We start from the raw sequence: 15,365 nt of genomic DNA, 5'->3' as shown, positions 1-15,365 counted from the left end.
GATGGCGGCGCCTCGGACGTCGGCGCGCGTGCGGGCGCGCCGGGTCGCGGGCTCCGGACACCGCCGGACCCGGCCCTTCCGCGCACCCGTCGAGGGCGTACACGGCACCCACCGGGAGCCCGCGGACGCCCGATGGACGGTTGTCTCGTCCCGGTTATCCGCCGAACCGACGCACCAACCCCGGCCATCGGAGTGAAATCCGACCATCCGCCGATCCGCTCGTCATCCGACCACACGACACCGCGAGCACGATCCGGATCAACCCGCCGGATCGGGGCGGTCCGCGAGTTCGTCGACGACGAGGTCGCCGGTCGGCAGGTGCGGCAGGCGGTACACCGCGTGGCCCACCAGGTGGGTGGCCACCGGGACCGTGGTCAGTTGGAAGAACGCCACCATCACCAGCATCCCGACGTCGATCCCGCTGCGCAGCCGCAGGCCGAGGCCGAGGGTGACCAGGAGCAGCCCGAGCACCTGCGGCTTGGCCACGGTGTGCATCCGCGACAGGGTGTCCGGGAAGCGCGACAGGCCCACTCCCGCGACGAAGGCGAGCGCGCAGCCCGCGAGCAGGCAGCCCACCGCCGCGCCGTCGGCGAACTCACCCGCGCGCACGTCGGCTCCCCTCACGGGCGGAGAAGCGCACGATCGACACCGAGCCCAGGAAGCCGACCAGGGCGAGCGCGAGCAGCACCGGAACGGTGGTGGTGTGCCGGTTCAGCGTGGCCTCGGCGGCGATCGCGGCCAACATCACCGCGAGCAGCATGTCCACCGCCACCGCCCGGTCCAGTGTGGACGGCCCGCGCACCAGCCGGATCAGCGCCATCAGCGCGGCCGAGCCGAGCAGTACGATCACGGCGCCGCCGACGAGTGGATTCATGGTTGCTCCCCGGGAGTTCGAGCGGACAGGGACGGATCCTCCAGGCCGGCACGGTCCGCGCGGGTCCCGAACGCGCCGACCACGCGGGCCGCCAACCGCACCACCGCACGGCGGGCCGCCGCCACCGCCGCCGGTGTGTCGGCGCCGAGCGCGTGGATGAACAGCGTGGTCGGCCGACCCCGACCGATCTCGATCACGATGCTGCCGGGCAGCACGTTCAGGGCCAGCACGGTGAGTGTGAGCAACAGGTCGGATCGGGGCGCCAGTTCCACCGCGAGAACCGAGTTGCGCGGCAACTTCCCCGGCCACGACGCCTGCCACGCGACGCGCAGCGAGGACACCACCAGGTCGAGCGCGAAGCGCAGCACGAAGCGCGCCAGCCCCCAGGGACGGAAGGCGAGCCGATCCCGCGCCGGCGACAACGGCAGCAGGACGAGCATGAGCACCGCGGACACGATCCCGGTGAGCACGTTGGCCACGGTCAAAGTGCCCCACAGCGCCACCCATACGGCGGTCAGCCACCCCACGAGCAACGGCGACACGCGCCGGCGGCGGCGCACCGCGTCGAGTCGGGTGGCGTTCATCGGCCTCCGCTGCGGTGCACGCCGCCGGGCAGCGGGACGGCGTCGACATAGGCGGCGCGGCCCACCAGTTCGACCCCCGTACGATCGGCCAGCGCGACCAGCGGGCCGGCCCACACGGTGAAGGCCAGCGCCACCGCGACCAGCGCGCAGGTCGCCAGCGTCATCGCGCGCGGCAGCACGCTGGTGGTCGCCGCGACGTCGCGCCCGCTCAGGCTCGCGCCCGAGGAGTAGGCGGTCGCCCCCGAGTGGTCGGCCGTGCCGCCGAACACCTGCCCCCACACCCGGGCCATCGCGTACAGCGTGAGCAGGCTGGTGGCCACCGCCGCGCCGATCAGCACGTACGAGGTGACCGTGCCGAACTCCGCGCCCGCCCGCAACAGCAGCCATTTGCCCAGGAATCCGGACAGCGGTGGGATCCCGCCCAGGTTCATCGCGGGCACGAAGAACAACACCGCGAGCACCGGCGACAGCCGGGCGAGACCGCCGAGCCGGCCCAGGTCGGTGCTTCCGCCACGCCGCTCGATCAGCCCGGCGACCAGGAACAGCGAGGTCTGCACGGTGATGTGGTGGACCGCGTAGAACACCGCCCCGGCCAGGCCCGCGGCACTGGCGAGGGCGATCCCGAACACCATGTAGCCGATGTGGCTGATCAGCGTGAACGACAACAACCGGTTCAGGTCGCTCTGCACGATCGCGCCCAGGATGCCGACGATCATCGTCGCCGCGGCGACCACGAGCAGCAGTTCGCGCATCCGCCCGTCCGGGAACAGCAGCGTCTGCACCCGGATGATCGCGTACACCCCGACCTTGGTCAGCAGCCCGGCGAACACCGCGGTGACCGGCGCGGGCGCGGTCGGGTACGCGTCGGGCAACCATGCGGACAGCGGGAACACCGCCGCCTTGACCCCGAATCCGATCAGCAGCATCGATTCCAGGATCAGCAGCACCCCGGGGTCCACCTCGGGCAACCGCACCGCGAGCTGGGCCAGATTCACCGTGCCGGTGGCCGCGTACACCATCGCGATCGCGGCCAGGAACACCAGCGAGGACAGCAGGCCCACCACCACGTAGCCGGCGCCCGCGCGCACCCGTGCGGCGGTGCCGCCGACGGTCAACAACACGTAGCTGGCCGCGAGCAGCACCTCGAAACCCACGTACAGGTTGAACAGGTCGCCCGCCAGGAACGCGTCGGCCACGCCGGCGACCAGGATCAGGTAGGTGGGGTGGAACACCGACAGCGGCGTGGCCTCGTCCGCGTCCGCGCGTCCCTGGCCGATCGAGTAGACCAGCACGCCCAGGGTGACCACGCAGGAGACCACCAGCATCAGCGCGGAGAGCCGGTCCGCCACCAGCACGATGCCGGTCGGCGCGGGCCAGCCCGCCATCCGCGCCACCACCGGACCGTCCCGGTCGGCCGACACGAGCAGCGCGACGGCCACGCCGAGTACGGCGGTCAACACGGCGACGCTGATCACCCGCTGGCCCCGGGGCAACCGGCCGCCGATGGCCAGCTTGAGGCCCGCGCCGAACAGCGGCAGCAGCACCGGCAGCGGAACCAGGTGATTCATCGGGGCGGCTCGTTCCCGGCGTGGTCGCCGCCCCGCCCCGCTCCGAACGCCGTCGAGCCGTTGCCGGAGCCGATCGCGGTCGAGCCGTGGCCGGAGCCGATCGCCGTCGAACCATGGCCGGACCCGATCGCCGTCGAACCGTGGCCGGAGCCGATCGCCGTCGAGCCGTGGCCGGCCCCGATCGTGCTCGTGCCGCGCGGAAACTCGGTGTCCGGCACCGCGTCCACCACGCCGTCCGCCCGTGCCACCGCCGCCCGCTCGGCCCGCGCCTGCCGGTTCAACTCGCGCCGCGCGGCCCGGAAGCGGCTGCGCAGCTCGTCCTGCTGGACCCGATGTTCGGACTTGATCCCGCGCAACCGCAGACGCAGCTCGGCGCGCCGCTCGCGCGCGATCCGCTGCTCCTCCGGCTGCCCGCCGTGCCCGCGCTCGTCCACGCCGAGCCGCCGGCACTCGGCCGCGTAGTTGGCCCGCGCCTCGATCGCGAGCCTGCGCACCACCTCCCGCCTGGCCGTGGTCTGCTCGCGCAACTCGCGCCGCAGCCGCCGGTGTTCGGCCCGCAGGTCGCCGCGTTCGGCGCGGCGCACCACGCGCAGGTCCTCGGCGTCGTCCTGGATCTCGTCGGTCCCGGTCAACTCCCAGTGCCGGTGCACCATCGACAACACGAACGCCGTCACCGCGAGGGTGATCACGATCGCGGTCAGCACCATCGCCTGGGGCAGCGGGTCGTTCATCCGGCCCGGGAGCGTGACGCCGAGCACCGGCGCGCCGCCCGCGCGGCCACCGCCGGAGAGCACGATCAGGTTGGCTCCGTTGCCGATCAGCACCACGCCGAGGAGCACGCGCGTGAGGCTGCGTTCGAGGATCAGGTACACCCCGACGCCCACCAGGACGGCCGCGGTGAGTACCAGGATCAGGGTGGGGCTCTTCATACGATCACCGTCCGTTCGGCGTCGGGGTCGCGGGTTTGTTCGATGCGTCGGTCCAGCTCCGCGCCCAACGCGCTCAGCACGTCCTGCACGAGGCCGACCACGAGGAGGTAGACGCCGATGTCGAAGAACACCGACGTCGCGATGTGCACACCGCCGAACACCGGCAGATCGGCGTCGAGCACGGTGCTGCGCAGCGGCGCGCCGCCGACGATCAGGCCGACCAGGGCGGCGCCGGCGGAGACCACCAGGCCGGTGCCCAGCAGCCGCCCGGCGGGCAGCGGCGCGGCTTCGGCCAGTTCGTACCGGCCGCCCGCGAGGTAGCGCACCAGGAGCGCGAGTCCGGCGGTGATCCCGCCCGCGAAGCCGCCGCCCGGCGTGGAGTGGCCGCTGAACAGGAAGTAGAGGGAGAGCACGAGTACGGTCGGGAAGGCCACCCGGGCCACCACCTCGAACAGCACCGTGCGCCGCCCGGGGGCGAGCGTGCGGGCGGCGACGAGTCGGCCGTCCGGCTCGGGGGCCGGCTCGCGTTCGTGCCCCGGATGCGCGTCGTCCCCGTCGGCGGGCAGCGGCGGCGCGTCGGGCGCGCGGTCGGCGAGTCGGGGCAACTCCCGGGTCCGGCGCACGAAGATCAGGCTGGTCACCCCGATCGCGGCGACCGCGAGCACCGCGATCTCGCCCATCGTGTCCCAGGCCCGGATGTCCACGAGCAGCACGCTGACGATCTCCTTGCCCCCGGCCTCCTCGGCCGCGGCGGCGAACACGTCGGATACCGGGGGCCGGGTCCGCGCGGCGTACGCCGACACCGCGACGCTCCCGAGCACGCCGCCGGTCAGCACCGCGATCACGATGTGCACGGCGCGGCGCACGGGTCGGGTGGTGTCGCGGAAGCGGCTCGGCAGTCGGCGCAGCACCAGCAGGAACACCACCAGGCTGACCGTCTCCACCAGGGCCTGGGTGAGCGCGAGGTCGGGGGCGCCCTGGAGGACGAACAACGTCGCGCAGCCGTAGCCGGTGACACCGACCAGCAGCACGGTGGGCAGCCTGTGTCGGGTGCCGGCGGCGATCAGCGCGGCGGCCACGACCAGGAGCGCGACCACGACCTGGGCGGCGGAGTCCCACCAGCGCGGCGTGTCCGGGAAGGGCAGCGGGAGCCGGCCGAGCGCGGCGGCGGCGGTGATCGCGATCAGGCTGAGCAGGATCACCCCGACGTACACCGGCATCGAGCCGCGCTGGGTGGTGCCGGTCAGCTGCAACGCGCCCCGATCGACCCCGCGCACCAGCAGGTCGTACAGCCGTGAGGGCTCGATCCGCGCGGTGGCCAGTTGTACCCGCACCACCGGTTCGCGGGCCAGGAACAGCACGATGCCCAGGCAGACCGCGGCGGTGGACAGGTTCAGCGCGATGCCCGGGCCGTGCCACAGGGCCAGGTGGTAGTCGGTGCCGTCGGCCGGGAACAGGTCGGCGTACGAGGAGATCCAGTGGTCGAGCGAGGGCGCGGCCAGGCCGAGCCCGAGACAGCTCGCGCCGAGCAGCAGGGCCGGGGCGAGGAGCAGTCCGCCCAGGGGCGCGCACGTGGTGGTGGGCACGCCGGGCTTGCGGGCGAAGGCGCCCCACACGAAGCGCAGGCTGTAGCCGGCGGTCAGCGCCGATCCGGCGACCAGGGCACCGAGCACGACGGTGTCGGCCCGGCCCCGGTGCAGGAACGCCTCGTACACCGCCTCCTTGGCGACGAACCCGGCCATCGGCGGCAGTCCGGCCATGGACATCGCCGCGACCACCGCGACCAGGCAGGTGACCGGCATGGCGCGGGCCAGGCCGGAGAGTCGGCGCAGGTCGCGGGTACCGGCGCCGTGGTCGATGATGCCGACCACGAGGAACAGGGTGGCCTTGAACAGGGCGTGCGCGACCAGCATCGCGATGCCGGCGAGCGCGGCGTCCCGGGTGCCGGCGCCGGTGACCACGGTGAGCAGGCCGAGTTGGCTGACCGTGCCGTAGGCGAGGACCCGTTTCAGGTCGTTCTCGCGCAGCGCGCGCCACCCGGCCAGGAGCAGCGCGGCGCAGCCGGTGATCAGGACGATCGGCCGCCAGGGCGAGAGTTCGGCGAAACCCGGGGCGAACCGGGCGATCAGGTACACGCCGGCCTTGACCATCGCGGCGGCGTGCAGGTAGGCGCTGACCGGGGTGGGCGCCACCATCGCGGCGGGCAGCCAGGATCCGAACGGCACGATCGCCGACTTGGCCAGCGCGCCGACCAGGATCAGTACGATCGAGGCGGTCACGAGCGTGCCGCCGGGCGGGTCGGCCAGGATCTCGGAGAGCCGGTAGGTCCCGGCCCGTTCGCCGAGCAGGATCAGCCCGACCAGCATCGCCAGGCCGCCGAAGGTGGTGATGGTCAGCGCCTGCATCGCGGCCCGGCGCGAGCCCCGGTGCTCGCTGCGATGGCCGATCAGCAGGTAGGAGAAGACCGTGGTCAACTCCCAGAACACGTACAGCAGGATCAGGTCGTCGGTGGTGACCAGCCCGATCATCGCGCCGGCGAAGGCGACCAGGACCCCGGCGAACGCGCCGAGCCCGGGCTCGTCGTCGTCGAAGTAGCGCGCGCAGTAGACCAGGACGAGTACACCCACGCCCGCCGCGAGGAACACCATCAGCAGCGCCAGGGCATCGCACCGGAAGGCCAGATCGACGCCGTACTGCGGAATCCACGCGCGCGACTCGACCACGGCGTGGCCGTCGAACACCGACCCGGCCCGGGAGAGCGCCCAGCCGGTGGTGGCGACCGGCAGCGCGGCGAGCACCACGAAGGCGTTGCGCCCGAGGCGGCGGACCAGCCACGGAGCGATCGCCGCGACCACGAAGTACGAGGCCACCGAGAGGATCATGGCGCTACGTTATGACGCGATCACCACAAATCATCTCAAATCGGACAAATGTCTCCCGATTTTCCACCCGCTCCGACGAGCGCCCGCGCTCACCCGAGAACGGAGCGCACCGCCTCGGGGCTGCGTCCCACCACCGCGTGACCGTCGTCGGCCGTGATGATCGGCCGCTGGATCAACACCGGATGCGCCGCCAGCGCCGCGACCCAACGCGCACGATCCCCGGCCTCCCGCCCCCAGTCGGCGATGCCGAGCTCCGCGGCGACCGCCTCCCCGAGGCGGGTGAAGTCCCACGGCTCCAGCCCCAAGCGCCCGAGCACCGCCTCGATCCCCGCCCCGGACGGCGGCTCCTCCAGGTACCGCCGCACGGTGTAGGAGGCACCTTCCGCGTCCAACAGATCCACGGCGGCCCGACACTTCGAGCACGCGGGATTGAGCCAAACCTCCACGCCGAACCCCTCCCGACCCAACCGACAAGACCCGCCATTCAACCCCACCCCAACCCACGCGAGCGACCCGGCGCCACCACAAGGCCAACCAGCCCAGCCGACGCCGAGACCACCCAACCCGGCCGGCCCATGAGGCGAACCAGCCCGGCCGGCGCTTGAGGCAACCAGCCCCGCCGGCGTTTGAGGCGAACCAGCCCCGCCGGCGCTTGAGGCGAAACAGCCCGGCCGGCGCTTGAGGCCAACCAGCCCCGCCGGCGCATGAGGCGAAACAGCCCCGCCGGCGCATGAGGCGAAGGTGATCGGCCCGGCCGGCGGCCCCGGCCAAGGCCGCCCGGCTGCGCGCCGACTTCGGCTACGACGTCGCGCTCGACTACCGGGCCGGTGCGATCGCCGAGCAGTTGGCCCAGGCCGCGCCCGAGGGCATCGACGTCTACCTGGACCACGTCGGCGGCGACCATCTCGAGGCGGCGATCGGCAACGTGAAGGTCGGCGCCCGGCTCGCGCTGATCGGCGCGATCAGCGGCTACAACGCGACCGAGCCGGTGCCCGGCCCGAGCGCACGACGGCGACATCCCGGCCGCCGCCGAGGCGGTGATCGCCGAACTCGCCCCGACCACCGTCTGATTCATCCGGTCCACCCGATCGACCCGACTCCCCACGACACAACGCCGGCCGGGCCACCCGTGGCCCGGCCGGCGTTCCCCCGTTCACGCGACGATCAGTCGCGCAGCCCCATCGTGTCCGCCGGGTTCCCGCGCAGCGCGACCCGCGCCGGCACCACCGTCGACAACAGCGCCAACACCGCCGCCACGACCACCACGGTCGCGTAGGTCAACGGCGGCGCGTACGGCGACGCGCTCTTGGTCATGCCCATGCTGTACGCGGTCAGCGTCGCGTAGGCGACCAGCGAGCCCAGTCCGGTGGCGAGCAACACCACCGCCCCGGTCTCCCAGCGCAACATCCGCATCACCTGTCGGCGCGTGGTGCCCACCAGGCGCAGCAGCGCGAACTCGCGCCGCCGGGCCGAGGTGGCCATCACCAGCGTGTTCACCACGGCGATCCCGGTGAACGCGATGATCAGCCCCATCGCGACATAGTTGACCTGGGCCTGGGTGCCGGCCTGGTCCCGCCGGGCCTGCTCGACCTCGCCGCGGTCGAGCACCCGGACCCCGGGGAAGTCGGCGATCGCGTGCCGCAGCGGCTCCCGGGACAACGCGGGTGTCCCGGAGATCAGCACCGCCGCGGCGGCCGGCCGGTCCACGTGCGCCGCCGTCACCGCGTACGGCAGGGTCAGGTCGCCGAAGCCGAGGCCGCGTTCGTAGACCGCGACCACCTCGAGCGTGACCACCACGCCGTCGCCCATGGTGACCTCGAGGTCTTCGCCGACCCCGACCCCCTTGGTCCTGGCGGCCAGGTCGCTCACCGCGATCGTCGTGTCGGTCATCGCCGCCAACGAGCCGGACCTCGTCTTCAAGTCGAGCGTGCGCTCCAGGCCCTCGGGCGTGACGCCCTGGGCGGGGAACTTGTCCTGACCGGCCCGCACGAGCGTGTGCAGCACCTCGGTGACCGCCTCGACCCCGGGCACCGCGCGCGCCGCCTCGGCCGCCCGGCCGGGTACCCCGGGGCCGGCGGCCAGCGTGTAGGACGCCAACGTGCCGGACTTCGCCTGCTCCTGCGCGGCGTGGCTCGCGGTGGTCTGGGTGAACAGGATCGTGGAGGCCATCGCCACCGCCAGGCTCAGCGGGGTGACCACGGCGGCCACCCGCTCGGCCGCGGCCCGGGCGTTGCGCGCGGCCAGGAATCCGCTCACCGGCGACAGGCGCCCGACCACCGCGCCGAACACGGCGGTCGCCGCGCGGGCCACGATCGGACCGAGCAGCGCGATCGCGACGGCGGCCAGGATCACCGTGAGGAAGGTGACGGGGGTGGACTTGGGCTCGGTGTCCAGCCCGCTGAGCACCAGCAGCAGCACGGCGTAGCCGGCCGCCGCGATCAGCCCCCCGATCAGTCGCCCGACGCCCACCCGGGGCCGTTCGATCGCCGCGTCGGCCAGGGCCTCGGTGGGTCGCACCCGCGCCGCGCGCCGGACCGACACCCGGGCCGCGGTCCAGGCCGCGACCAGGGTCAGCAACGCCGCGCCGATCGGCGGGAACGGGCCGAGCCGCAATTCCAGCGTGTCCGGCATCGCGCCGAACGCGACGAACCGCCCGTGCAGCCAACGGGCCAGGCCGAGTCCGGCGAACGCGCCGAGCGCGCCCGCGAGCAGACCGACCACCAGCGCCTCGCGACCCACCATGCGCCGGATCTGCCGGGGCGTCGCGCCGATCGCGCGCAGCAGCGCGATCTCCCGCCGACGCTGCTGGACGGACAACGCGAACGTGCCCACCACGACCAGGACGGCCACCAGGAGCGAGGTACCGCCGAGCGCGCCGCCGAGGCTGATCAGGGTGACCCGGGCCTTGGCCGCCGCCGGGAACTCCGCGGGGCCGCGATCGGTACCGGTCCGTACCTGCGCCCCGGTCCCCGCGAGGGCCGTCCTCGCGGCCTTGCGCACGGCGCCCGGGTCCGCGCCGGGGGCGGGGAACAGGCCCACCGCCGCGACCTGTCCGGGGTGTCCGGCCAGCCGCCGGGCGTCCTCTGCGCCGAAGAACACGGTGGCCTGCCGGGCCAGCGCGTCCCGACCGGGCGGCGTCGCGACGCCCACCACTCGATAGGTGCCGGGGGCCTGTCCGGCCTGCACGGTGACCGTGCCGCCGACCTCGACCCGGGCCCGCCGGGCCAGGTCCGCGTCCAGCACGATCTCGCCGGCCGCCGCCGGGGCGCGACCCGCGCGCAGCCCGAACGGGGTCAGCCGGGCCGACTCCCACGCGTGCCCCCACGCGTTGTCGTCGGTGTCCAGGGCCCGGCCGCCGGCGGTGAGCACGTGGGCGGAGAAGGTCAGTTCGGGCACCACCTCCACGCCGGGGATCGTGCGCAGCCGGTCCACGGCGGCGCCGTCCAGCCAGGCGTGCTCGGTCAGCGGCTTGGATTTGACCTTGGTCTTGCCCTTCTTGTGCTTGGTCCAGTGCAGGTTCTGGTCGGCGGTGACCACGGTGTCGGTGGCGGCGTAGCGTTCGATGCGGATGTCGCCGCGCAGGCCGGTCTCCAGGAGCGCGCCACACGCGGTGACCAGGGCGGCGGCGCAGATCAGCGCGACGAACGCGCCGACGAAGCCGCCTTTTCGGGCGCGCAGCGTACGCAGGGCGAGGAAGAGCATCAGGCGGCCCACGCGCCCAGGTGGGTCATCCGGTCCGCGATCCGCTCGGCGCTCGCTCCGGCGAGCCGGTCGGTGATCCGGCCGTCGGCGAGGAACAGCACCTCGTCGGCGTAGGAGGCGGCGACCGGGTCGTGGGTGACCATCACCACGGTCTGCCCCATCGTGTCCACGGTGTCGCGGAGCAGGACCAGCACCTCCTTGGCGGTGACCGTGTCCAGCGCGCCGGTGGGTTCGTCGGCGAAGACCACCTCGGGCCGGGTGACCAGCGCGCGGGCGATCGCGACGCGCTGCTGCTGGCCGCCGGACAACTCGGCCGGGCGGTGTTCGGTGCGCCCGGTCAGGCCCACCCGCCGGACGATCTCGGCGAGCCACTCGCGGTCCGCCTTGCGGCCGGCCAGGCGCAGCGGCAGCGTGATGTTCTCCAGCACGGTCAGCGAGGGCATCAGGTTGAACGCCTGGAAGACGAAGCCGATACGTTCGCGGCGCAGTTCGGTCAGGCCGGTCTCGTTCAGTCCGGACAGGTCGGTCTCGCCGAGCCGCACGGTGCCGCTGGTCGGCCGGTCCAGCCCGGCCGCACATTGCAGGAACGTGCTCTTCCCGGAGCCCGAGGGGCCCATGACCGCGGTGAAGCTGCCGCGATGGATGCCGACGGTGACGTCGCTCAGCGCGGTGACGGCCGCGGTGCCCTTGCCGTGCACGCGTCCGACTCCGATCAGGGACACGGCTTCGGGTATCTGCTGGTGGGAACTCATGGTGCGGCGTCGCCCTTGTCTCGGGTGTCGGGGATCGTGGTGGTGCGCGTGCCGCCGGTGCCGCCCGCGCGGGAATGAGGACACGGCCCGGACCGCGCCGGGCGGGCCGGTACGCGGTGGGTCGCCGGGGGTGTCGCGGACGCGCCCGGTCGCTCAGGACTCGGCCGCCCCCGGCTCGTCGGTCCCGGGCAGGTTCGTTCCCGCCCCGGTCACCGGGGACCGGTACGTGAAGAGGCGGGTCTGTACCGCCCGTGCCCCGTCGGGCAGCGGGCCGGTGCGCTTGTATCGGTTCAGGAGGGCGATGTACTCCTCGAAGAACTCGCCCAGTTCGGCCGGGGTGACGTGGATGATGCCGCGGGAGTAGGGCATGTCCGTCTCGTCCTCGGCCTCGGGTGCGGTGTTCGCGTCGAGGAAATCCTGGAGGTCGGCGGCGAAGACCAGGCGGGTCATCTCGTCGACCACCGGGCGGACCTCGGCGCTCTGCTCGCCGCGCGGCGGGAACCGCAGGTCCCGACGCACGGCGCGCCACCACCGCTCCCGGCCGTGCGCCTCGTGGTCGTCGAAGTCCTCCACGAAGCCGTGCCGGGCCAGTTCCCGGAGGTGGTAGCTGGTCGCGCCGGTGTTCAGGCCCAGGGAGCGGGCCAGCGTGGCGGAGGTGGCCGGACCCTCCACCTCCAGATGTCGCAGGATCCGTTGCCGCCGGGGATGGGCGAGTGCCTTCAGCGCTTCGAGTTCGGTGACCTCGCGGCGTTCCGGCGTCGCTCCCATGTGTGCACACTAATCTGTGCACACGAAATTGTGCAACGGTTTCGGGTGGCCCCGCGCCATCCGGACGACACCGCGTTTTTCGGCTGCCCCGGTACCCGGGGCGGGCGGTTCAGGTCGCCGGTTCCAGCAGCGCGAGCAGCCTGGTCACCGTGTTCCAGTTGCGCACGGTCGCCCCGTCGCCCAGCCGACGGGACAGGATCGGCGTCAGCCGCGCCTTCCCGAGGCCGTCCGGGAAGTACATGTACAACTCGCGCCCGCCGGCGCTGAACTCCTCCGGCGCGTAGTCGGCCGGATCGACTCCGGCCAGCACCGCCGGGTCGAACGGCGCGCGCAGGAACGCCACCGCGAGCTTCGCCGGATCGCGCACCTCCAGCGGATTGGCCGCCACCACCGCCCGCCACTCCGCGTCGTCGCGCACCATCACGTCCACCGCGAAACCGAACTCGGCCGCCAGACCCGCCTCGATCGTCGTCACGAGTTCGTCGGTCGGCCGCTCGGCGGCCGCGAAGACCGCGTTCCCGCTCTGCAGCAGCGTGCGGACCTCGGTGAAGCCGAGTCCCGTCAGCACCCGGCGCAGATCCGCCATCGGCACCCTGCGGTGTCCGCCCACGTTGATCCCGCGCAACAGCGCCACGTACCTCGTCACCACACGCCTCCCTCGAACCCGGTGCCGCCGACCGGCGACCCGTCGCCGGGCACCATGATCGAACCGCGCGCCGGGCGCGCCGGCAAGCGCTCAGTCGGGCCAGCGCTCCAGCGCCGCGTGCAGCGCCCGCACGGCCCGCTCGAAGGACTCCCCCGGCGGGCGCACGTGGCCGAACCCGCCATTGGCCTCCAGGACCGCGAAACCGTGGAAGGTGCTGCGCAACAGCCGCCCCGCGTCGGTCAGATCCGGTTCCTCCAGGCCGTAGGCGCGCAACATCGCGTAGGTGTAGTCGACGTTGCGCCGGTGGCCGTCGGAGCAGGCGAGCAGGGCCGGATCGATCCGCGCCTGGGTGGCCGCGTAGCGACCGGGGTGTTCCAGGGCGAAGTCGCGGTACGCCCGGGCGAACGCCGTCAGCGCGTCGCGTCCGGCCCGGCCGGCCACCGCCGCGCCGATGCGATCGGCCAGTTCGGCGGCGGCCAGCAGGGCGACCCCCACCCGCAGCTCCTGGAGGTTGCGCACATGGGAGTACAGGCTCGCGTCCTTCACTCCGAAGCCGCGCGCCAGCGCGGTCAGGGTGATGTTCTCGAAGCCGACCTCGTCCGCCAGATCCGCGGCGGCCCGGGTCACCCGTTCCGCCGTCAGCCCCTTGCGCGCCACCCGCCACCTCCGTCGAGGCGCCGGCCACCGCGCCCTCCGCGTTTCCTAGTCCCTCTAGGTAGTTGCCTAGACTACACAGGCACTGTTAGTTTCCGCCGCATGAACCCACTGACCGAGCAGGACATCCGCACGTCGTTCGTCAACTGTTCCAAGGGCGAGGCGCAACGCCTGCCGATGCCCCGTGACCTGGCCGAACGCCCATGGGCCGAGCTGGACTTCCTGGGCTGGGGCGATCCCGGCGCACCGGATCGCACCTATCTGGTGACCGAGCGCGCCGGCGACCTCGTCGGCGTCACCCTGCGCTTCCCCGCCCAGCGGCGCGGCTACCTGCACCGCAGCATGTGCTCGTTGTGTCTGACCACACACCCGGGCAGCGGCGTCTCGCTGATGACCGCGCGCCGCACCGGCCGAGCGGGCCGCGACGGGAACTCGGTCGGCGTGTACATGTGCACCGACCTGGCCTGCTCGCTCTACGTCCGAGGCTTGAAGAAGCCGGCCCCCGGCGGCCGGTTCGAGGAATCGCTGACCATGGCCGAGCAGATCGAGCGCACGAAGGACAACCTGTCCGCGTTCTTGGCCAAGGTCCTGGAATAAGCCGCGCGGCACCCGGGCTTGACCTCTCGTCCGCGTCGGTCGCGCGAGCGTCCGACGGCGGAGGGCGGCACACCTCCCTCCGCCCGACGGCACGAAAGGGACGATGGATGATTCTGGTAACGGGGGCAACCGGCAACGTCGGCCGCCACGTGGTGGCCGAACTGCTCGCCGCGGGAGTCGGGGTACGGGCGCTGGTCCGGCGTCCCGATACCGCCGACCTGCCGCCCGGCGTCGAGGTGGTCGCCGGCGATCTGGCCGATCCGGCCGGCCTCGCCGCGGCGCTGAGCGGGGTCGAATCGGTGTTCCTGGTCTGGCCCTTCCTCACCGCCGAGGGTGCGCCCGAGGTGCTGGCGGCGGTCACCGAGCACACCGACCGGGTCGTCTACCTCTCCTCGTCGCGGGTGCGCGACGCGCTCGCCGGGCGGGACGACCCGATCGGCGCCCTGCATGCCGATCTGGAGCGCACGATCACCGGGTCCGGTGCGACGTGGACCTTCCTGCGCGCCGAGACGATCGCGAGCAACACGCTGGGCTGGGCGGGCCAGATCCGCGAGACGGGCGTCGTGCACGGGCCCGACCTGCCCGCCAAGCCGGTGGTGCACCCGGGGGACATCGCCGCGGTGGCGGTCCGGGTGCTGACCGAGGACGGCCACGCGGGCGCCGGCTACGTACTGACCGGCCCGGACGTACTCACGCGGGCCGACCAGGTGGCCCTGATCGGCGCGGCGATCGGCCGTCCGCTGCGGTTCGAGCCGGTCCCGCCGGCCGTCGCCCGGGCCCGGATGCTCGCCGACGGTCGCCCGCCCGCACTGGTGGACGCGCTGTTGGCGGGCGCCGACGCCCCGCCGCAGCCGGCCGTGCCCACCACCACGGTGCGGGACCTCACCGGCACCCCGCCGCGCGACTTCCGGGACTGGGCGAAGGAACACGCCGCCGACTTCACCTGAGCCCCTCCGGGCGCCCGCCCGCCCCGTCGCGGGCGCGCTAGCCTCACCGCCATGATCGACATCGACACGCACGTCCGCATCGCCCGCCCCTCCCTCGATCTCGCCGCCGCCGAGCGGTTCCACGTCGAGGGGTTGGGCCTGAGCGTGCTGTGGCGCACCACCGAGCGGGTCGCCGGCGAGCACGACCTGGTGATGGTCGGACTGCCCGGGGGCGGCTGGCACTTCGAACTCACCCGGGACCCGGAGAACCCGCTGACGCCGACGCCGACCGTCGACGACCTGTTCGTGCTCTACCTGGGCGGCCCGATCGACCCCGAGCTGGTCGACCGGCTGATCGCGACGGGCGGCACCCGCGTCGCCGCGCACAACCCCTACTGGGACAGGTTCGGCGTCACCGTCACCGACCCGGACGGCTACCCGCTGGTGCTGTGCACCCGCGGCTGGAACGCGTGAGCGGCGGTC

Annotated in this window: 16 protein-coding genes; 4 read left to right on the top strand and 12 right to left on the bottom strand. The window is 73.3% G+C overall.

All coding sequences use genetic code 11. The features are described from left to right. Positions 1-258: 258 nt before the first annotated feature. The 7 genes from EMA17_RS30490 to EMA17_RS30460 all read right to left on the bottom strand — a co-directional run bounded on the left by EMA17_RS30490 (position 259) and on the right by EMA17_RS30460 (position 7,283). The gene (locus EMA17_RS30490; RefSeq protein ID WP_126640377.1) at positions 259-609 is read right to left on the bottom strand and encodes a cation:proton antiporter; all 351 of its coding nucleotides are present in this window, start codon (positions 607-609) and stop codon (positions 259-261) included. Next, on the bottom strand, positions 596-874 hold the full coding sequence (locus EMA17_RS30485) for an MrpF/PhaF family protein (protein ID WP_126640376.1): 279 nt from the start codon (positions 872-874) through the stop codon (positions 596-598). Before EMA17_RS30485 ends, EMA17_RS30490 begins: the two co-directional genes overlap by 14 nt. Beyond that, the gene (locus EMA17_RS30480; RefSeq protein WP_126640375.1) at positions 871-1,458 is read right to left on the bottom strand and encodes a Na+/H+ antiporter subunit E; all 588 of its coding nucleotides are present in this window, start codon (positions 1,456-1,458) and stop codon (positions 871-873) included. The genes EMA17_RS30485 and EMA17_RS30480 overlap by 4 nt, the downstream gene beginning before the upstream one ends. Then, a complete protein-coding gene (locus tag EMA17_RS30475; protein ID WP_126640374.1) occupies positions 1,455-3,026 on the bottom strand; it encodes a Na+/H+ antiporter subunit D in 1,572 nt (523 codons plus the stop codon). The genes EMA17_RS30480 and EMA17_RS30475 overlap by 4 nt, the downstream gene beginning before the upstream one ends. Further along, on the bottom strand, positions 3,023-3,955 hold the full coding sequence (locus EMA17_RS54425; RefSeq protein ID WP_246126996.1) for a Na(+)/H(+) antiporter subunit C: 933 nt from the start codon (positions 3,953-3,955) through the stop codon (positions 3,023-3,025). The genes EMA17_RS30475 and EMA17_RS54425 overlap by 4 nt, the downstream gene beginning before the upstream one ends. Next, positions 3,952-6,837, bottom strand: coding sequence for a Na+/H+ antiporter subunit A (locus EMA17_RS30465; protein WP_126640373.1), 2,886 nt, complete (start codon positions 6,835-6,837; stop codon positions 3,952-3,954). The genes EMA17_RS54425 and EMA17_RS30465 overlap by 4 nt, the downstream gene beginning before the upstream one ends. Before the next feature lie 89 nt (positions 6,838-6,926). Continuing rightward, positions 6,927-7,283, bottom strand: coding sequence for an ArsC/Spx/MgsR family protein (locus tag EMA17_RS30460; RefSeq protein WP_126640372.1), 357 nt, complete (start codon positions 7,281-7,283; stop codon positions 6,927-6,929). Between the two features lie 335 nt (positions 7,284-7,618). Between EMA17_RS30460 and EMA17_RS55810 the strand changes: the two genes are divergently transcribed. Beyond that, a complete protein-coding gene (locus EMA17_RS55810; protein ID WP_307721573.1) occupies positions 7,619-8,113 on the top strand; it encodes an MDR/zinc-dependent alcohol dehydrogenase-like family protein in 495 nt (164 codons plus the stop codon). Here EMA17_RS55810 and EMA17_RS30450 read toward each other — a convergent pair. From EMA17_RS30450 to EMA17_RS30430, 5 genes are all read right to left on the bottom strand, one after another. Next, positions 8,002-10,539 (bottom strand): ABC transporter permease, encoded by a 2,538-nt coding sequence (locus EMA17_RS30450; protein WP_371863062.1) that lies wholly within the window; start codon positions 10,537-10,539, stop codon positions 8,002-8,004. The genes EMA17_RS55810 and EMA17_RS30450 overlap by 112 nt on opposite strands. Beyond that, positions 10,539-11,291 carry an ABC transporter ATP-binding protein gene (locus EMA17_RS30445; RefSeq protein WP_126640370.1) on the bottom strand — a complete coding sequence of 251 codons (753 nt, stop codon included), beginning with the start codon at positions 11,289-11,291 and terminating at the stop codon, positions 10,539-10,541. The genes EMA17_RS30450 and EMA17_RS30445 overlap by 1 nt, the downstream gene beginning before the upstream one ends. 153 nt (positions 11,292-11,444) lie before the next feature. Next, on the bottom strand, positions 11,445-12,059 hold the full coding sequence (locus EMA17_RS30440; protein ID WP_126640369.1) for an ArsR/SmtB family transcription factor: 615 nt from the start codon (positions 12,057-12,059) through the stop codon (positions 11,445-11,447). 109 nt (positions 12,060-12,168) lie between these two features. Further along, positions 12,169-12,705: a DUF1697 domain-containing protein gene (locus tag EMA17_RS30435; protein WP_126640368.1), complete on the bottom strand. Its 537-nt coding sequence runs from the start codon at positions 12,703-12,705 to the stop codon at positions 12,169-12,171. Positions 12,706-12,795: 90 nt separating this feature from the next. Beyond that, on the bottom strand, positions 12,796-13,362 hold the full coding sequence (locus EMA17_RS30430) for a TetR/AcrR family transcriptional regulator (protein WP_126640367.1): 567 nt from the start codon (positions 13,360-13,362) through the stop codon (positions 12,796-12,798). Between the two features lie 99 nt (positions 13,363-13,461). Between EMA17_RS30430 and EMA17_RS30425 the strand changes: the two genes are divergently transcribed. From EMA17_RS30425 to EMA17_RS30415, 3 genes are all read left to right on the top strand, one after another. Then, positions 13,462-13,956, top strand: a complete 495-nt coding sequence (locus EMA17_RS30425; RefSeq protein ID WP_126640366.1) for an FBP domain-containing protein — start codon at positions 13,462-13,464, stop codon at positions 13,954-13,956. 107 nt (positions 13,957-14,063) lie between these two features. Further along, positions 14,064-14,903, top strand: coding sequence for an NmrA family NAD(P)-binding protein (locus EMA17_RS30420; RefSeq protein WP_174861453.1), 840 nt, complete (start codon positions 14,064-14,066; stop codon positions 14,901-14,903). Positions 14,904-14,954: 51 nt separating this feature from the next. Beyond that, a complete protein-coding gene (locus EMA17_RS30415) occupies positions 14,955-15,356 on the top strand; it encodes a VOC family protein (RefSeq protein ID WP_126640365.1) in 402 nt (133 codons plus the stop codon). Positions 15,357-15,365: the final 9 nt, after the last annotated feature.

The organism is Embleya hyalina, assembly GCF_003967355.1.
In the GTDB taxonomy this organism is placed as follows: Bacteria; Actinomycetota; Actinomycetes; order Streptomycetales; family Streptomycetaceae; genus Embleya; species Embleya hyalina.
Note: the sequence above shows the minus strand (reverse complement) of the source record. Positions and strands in the feature narration are given on the sequence as shown.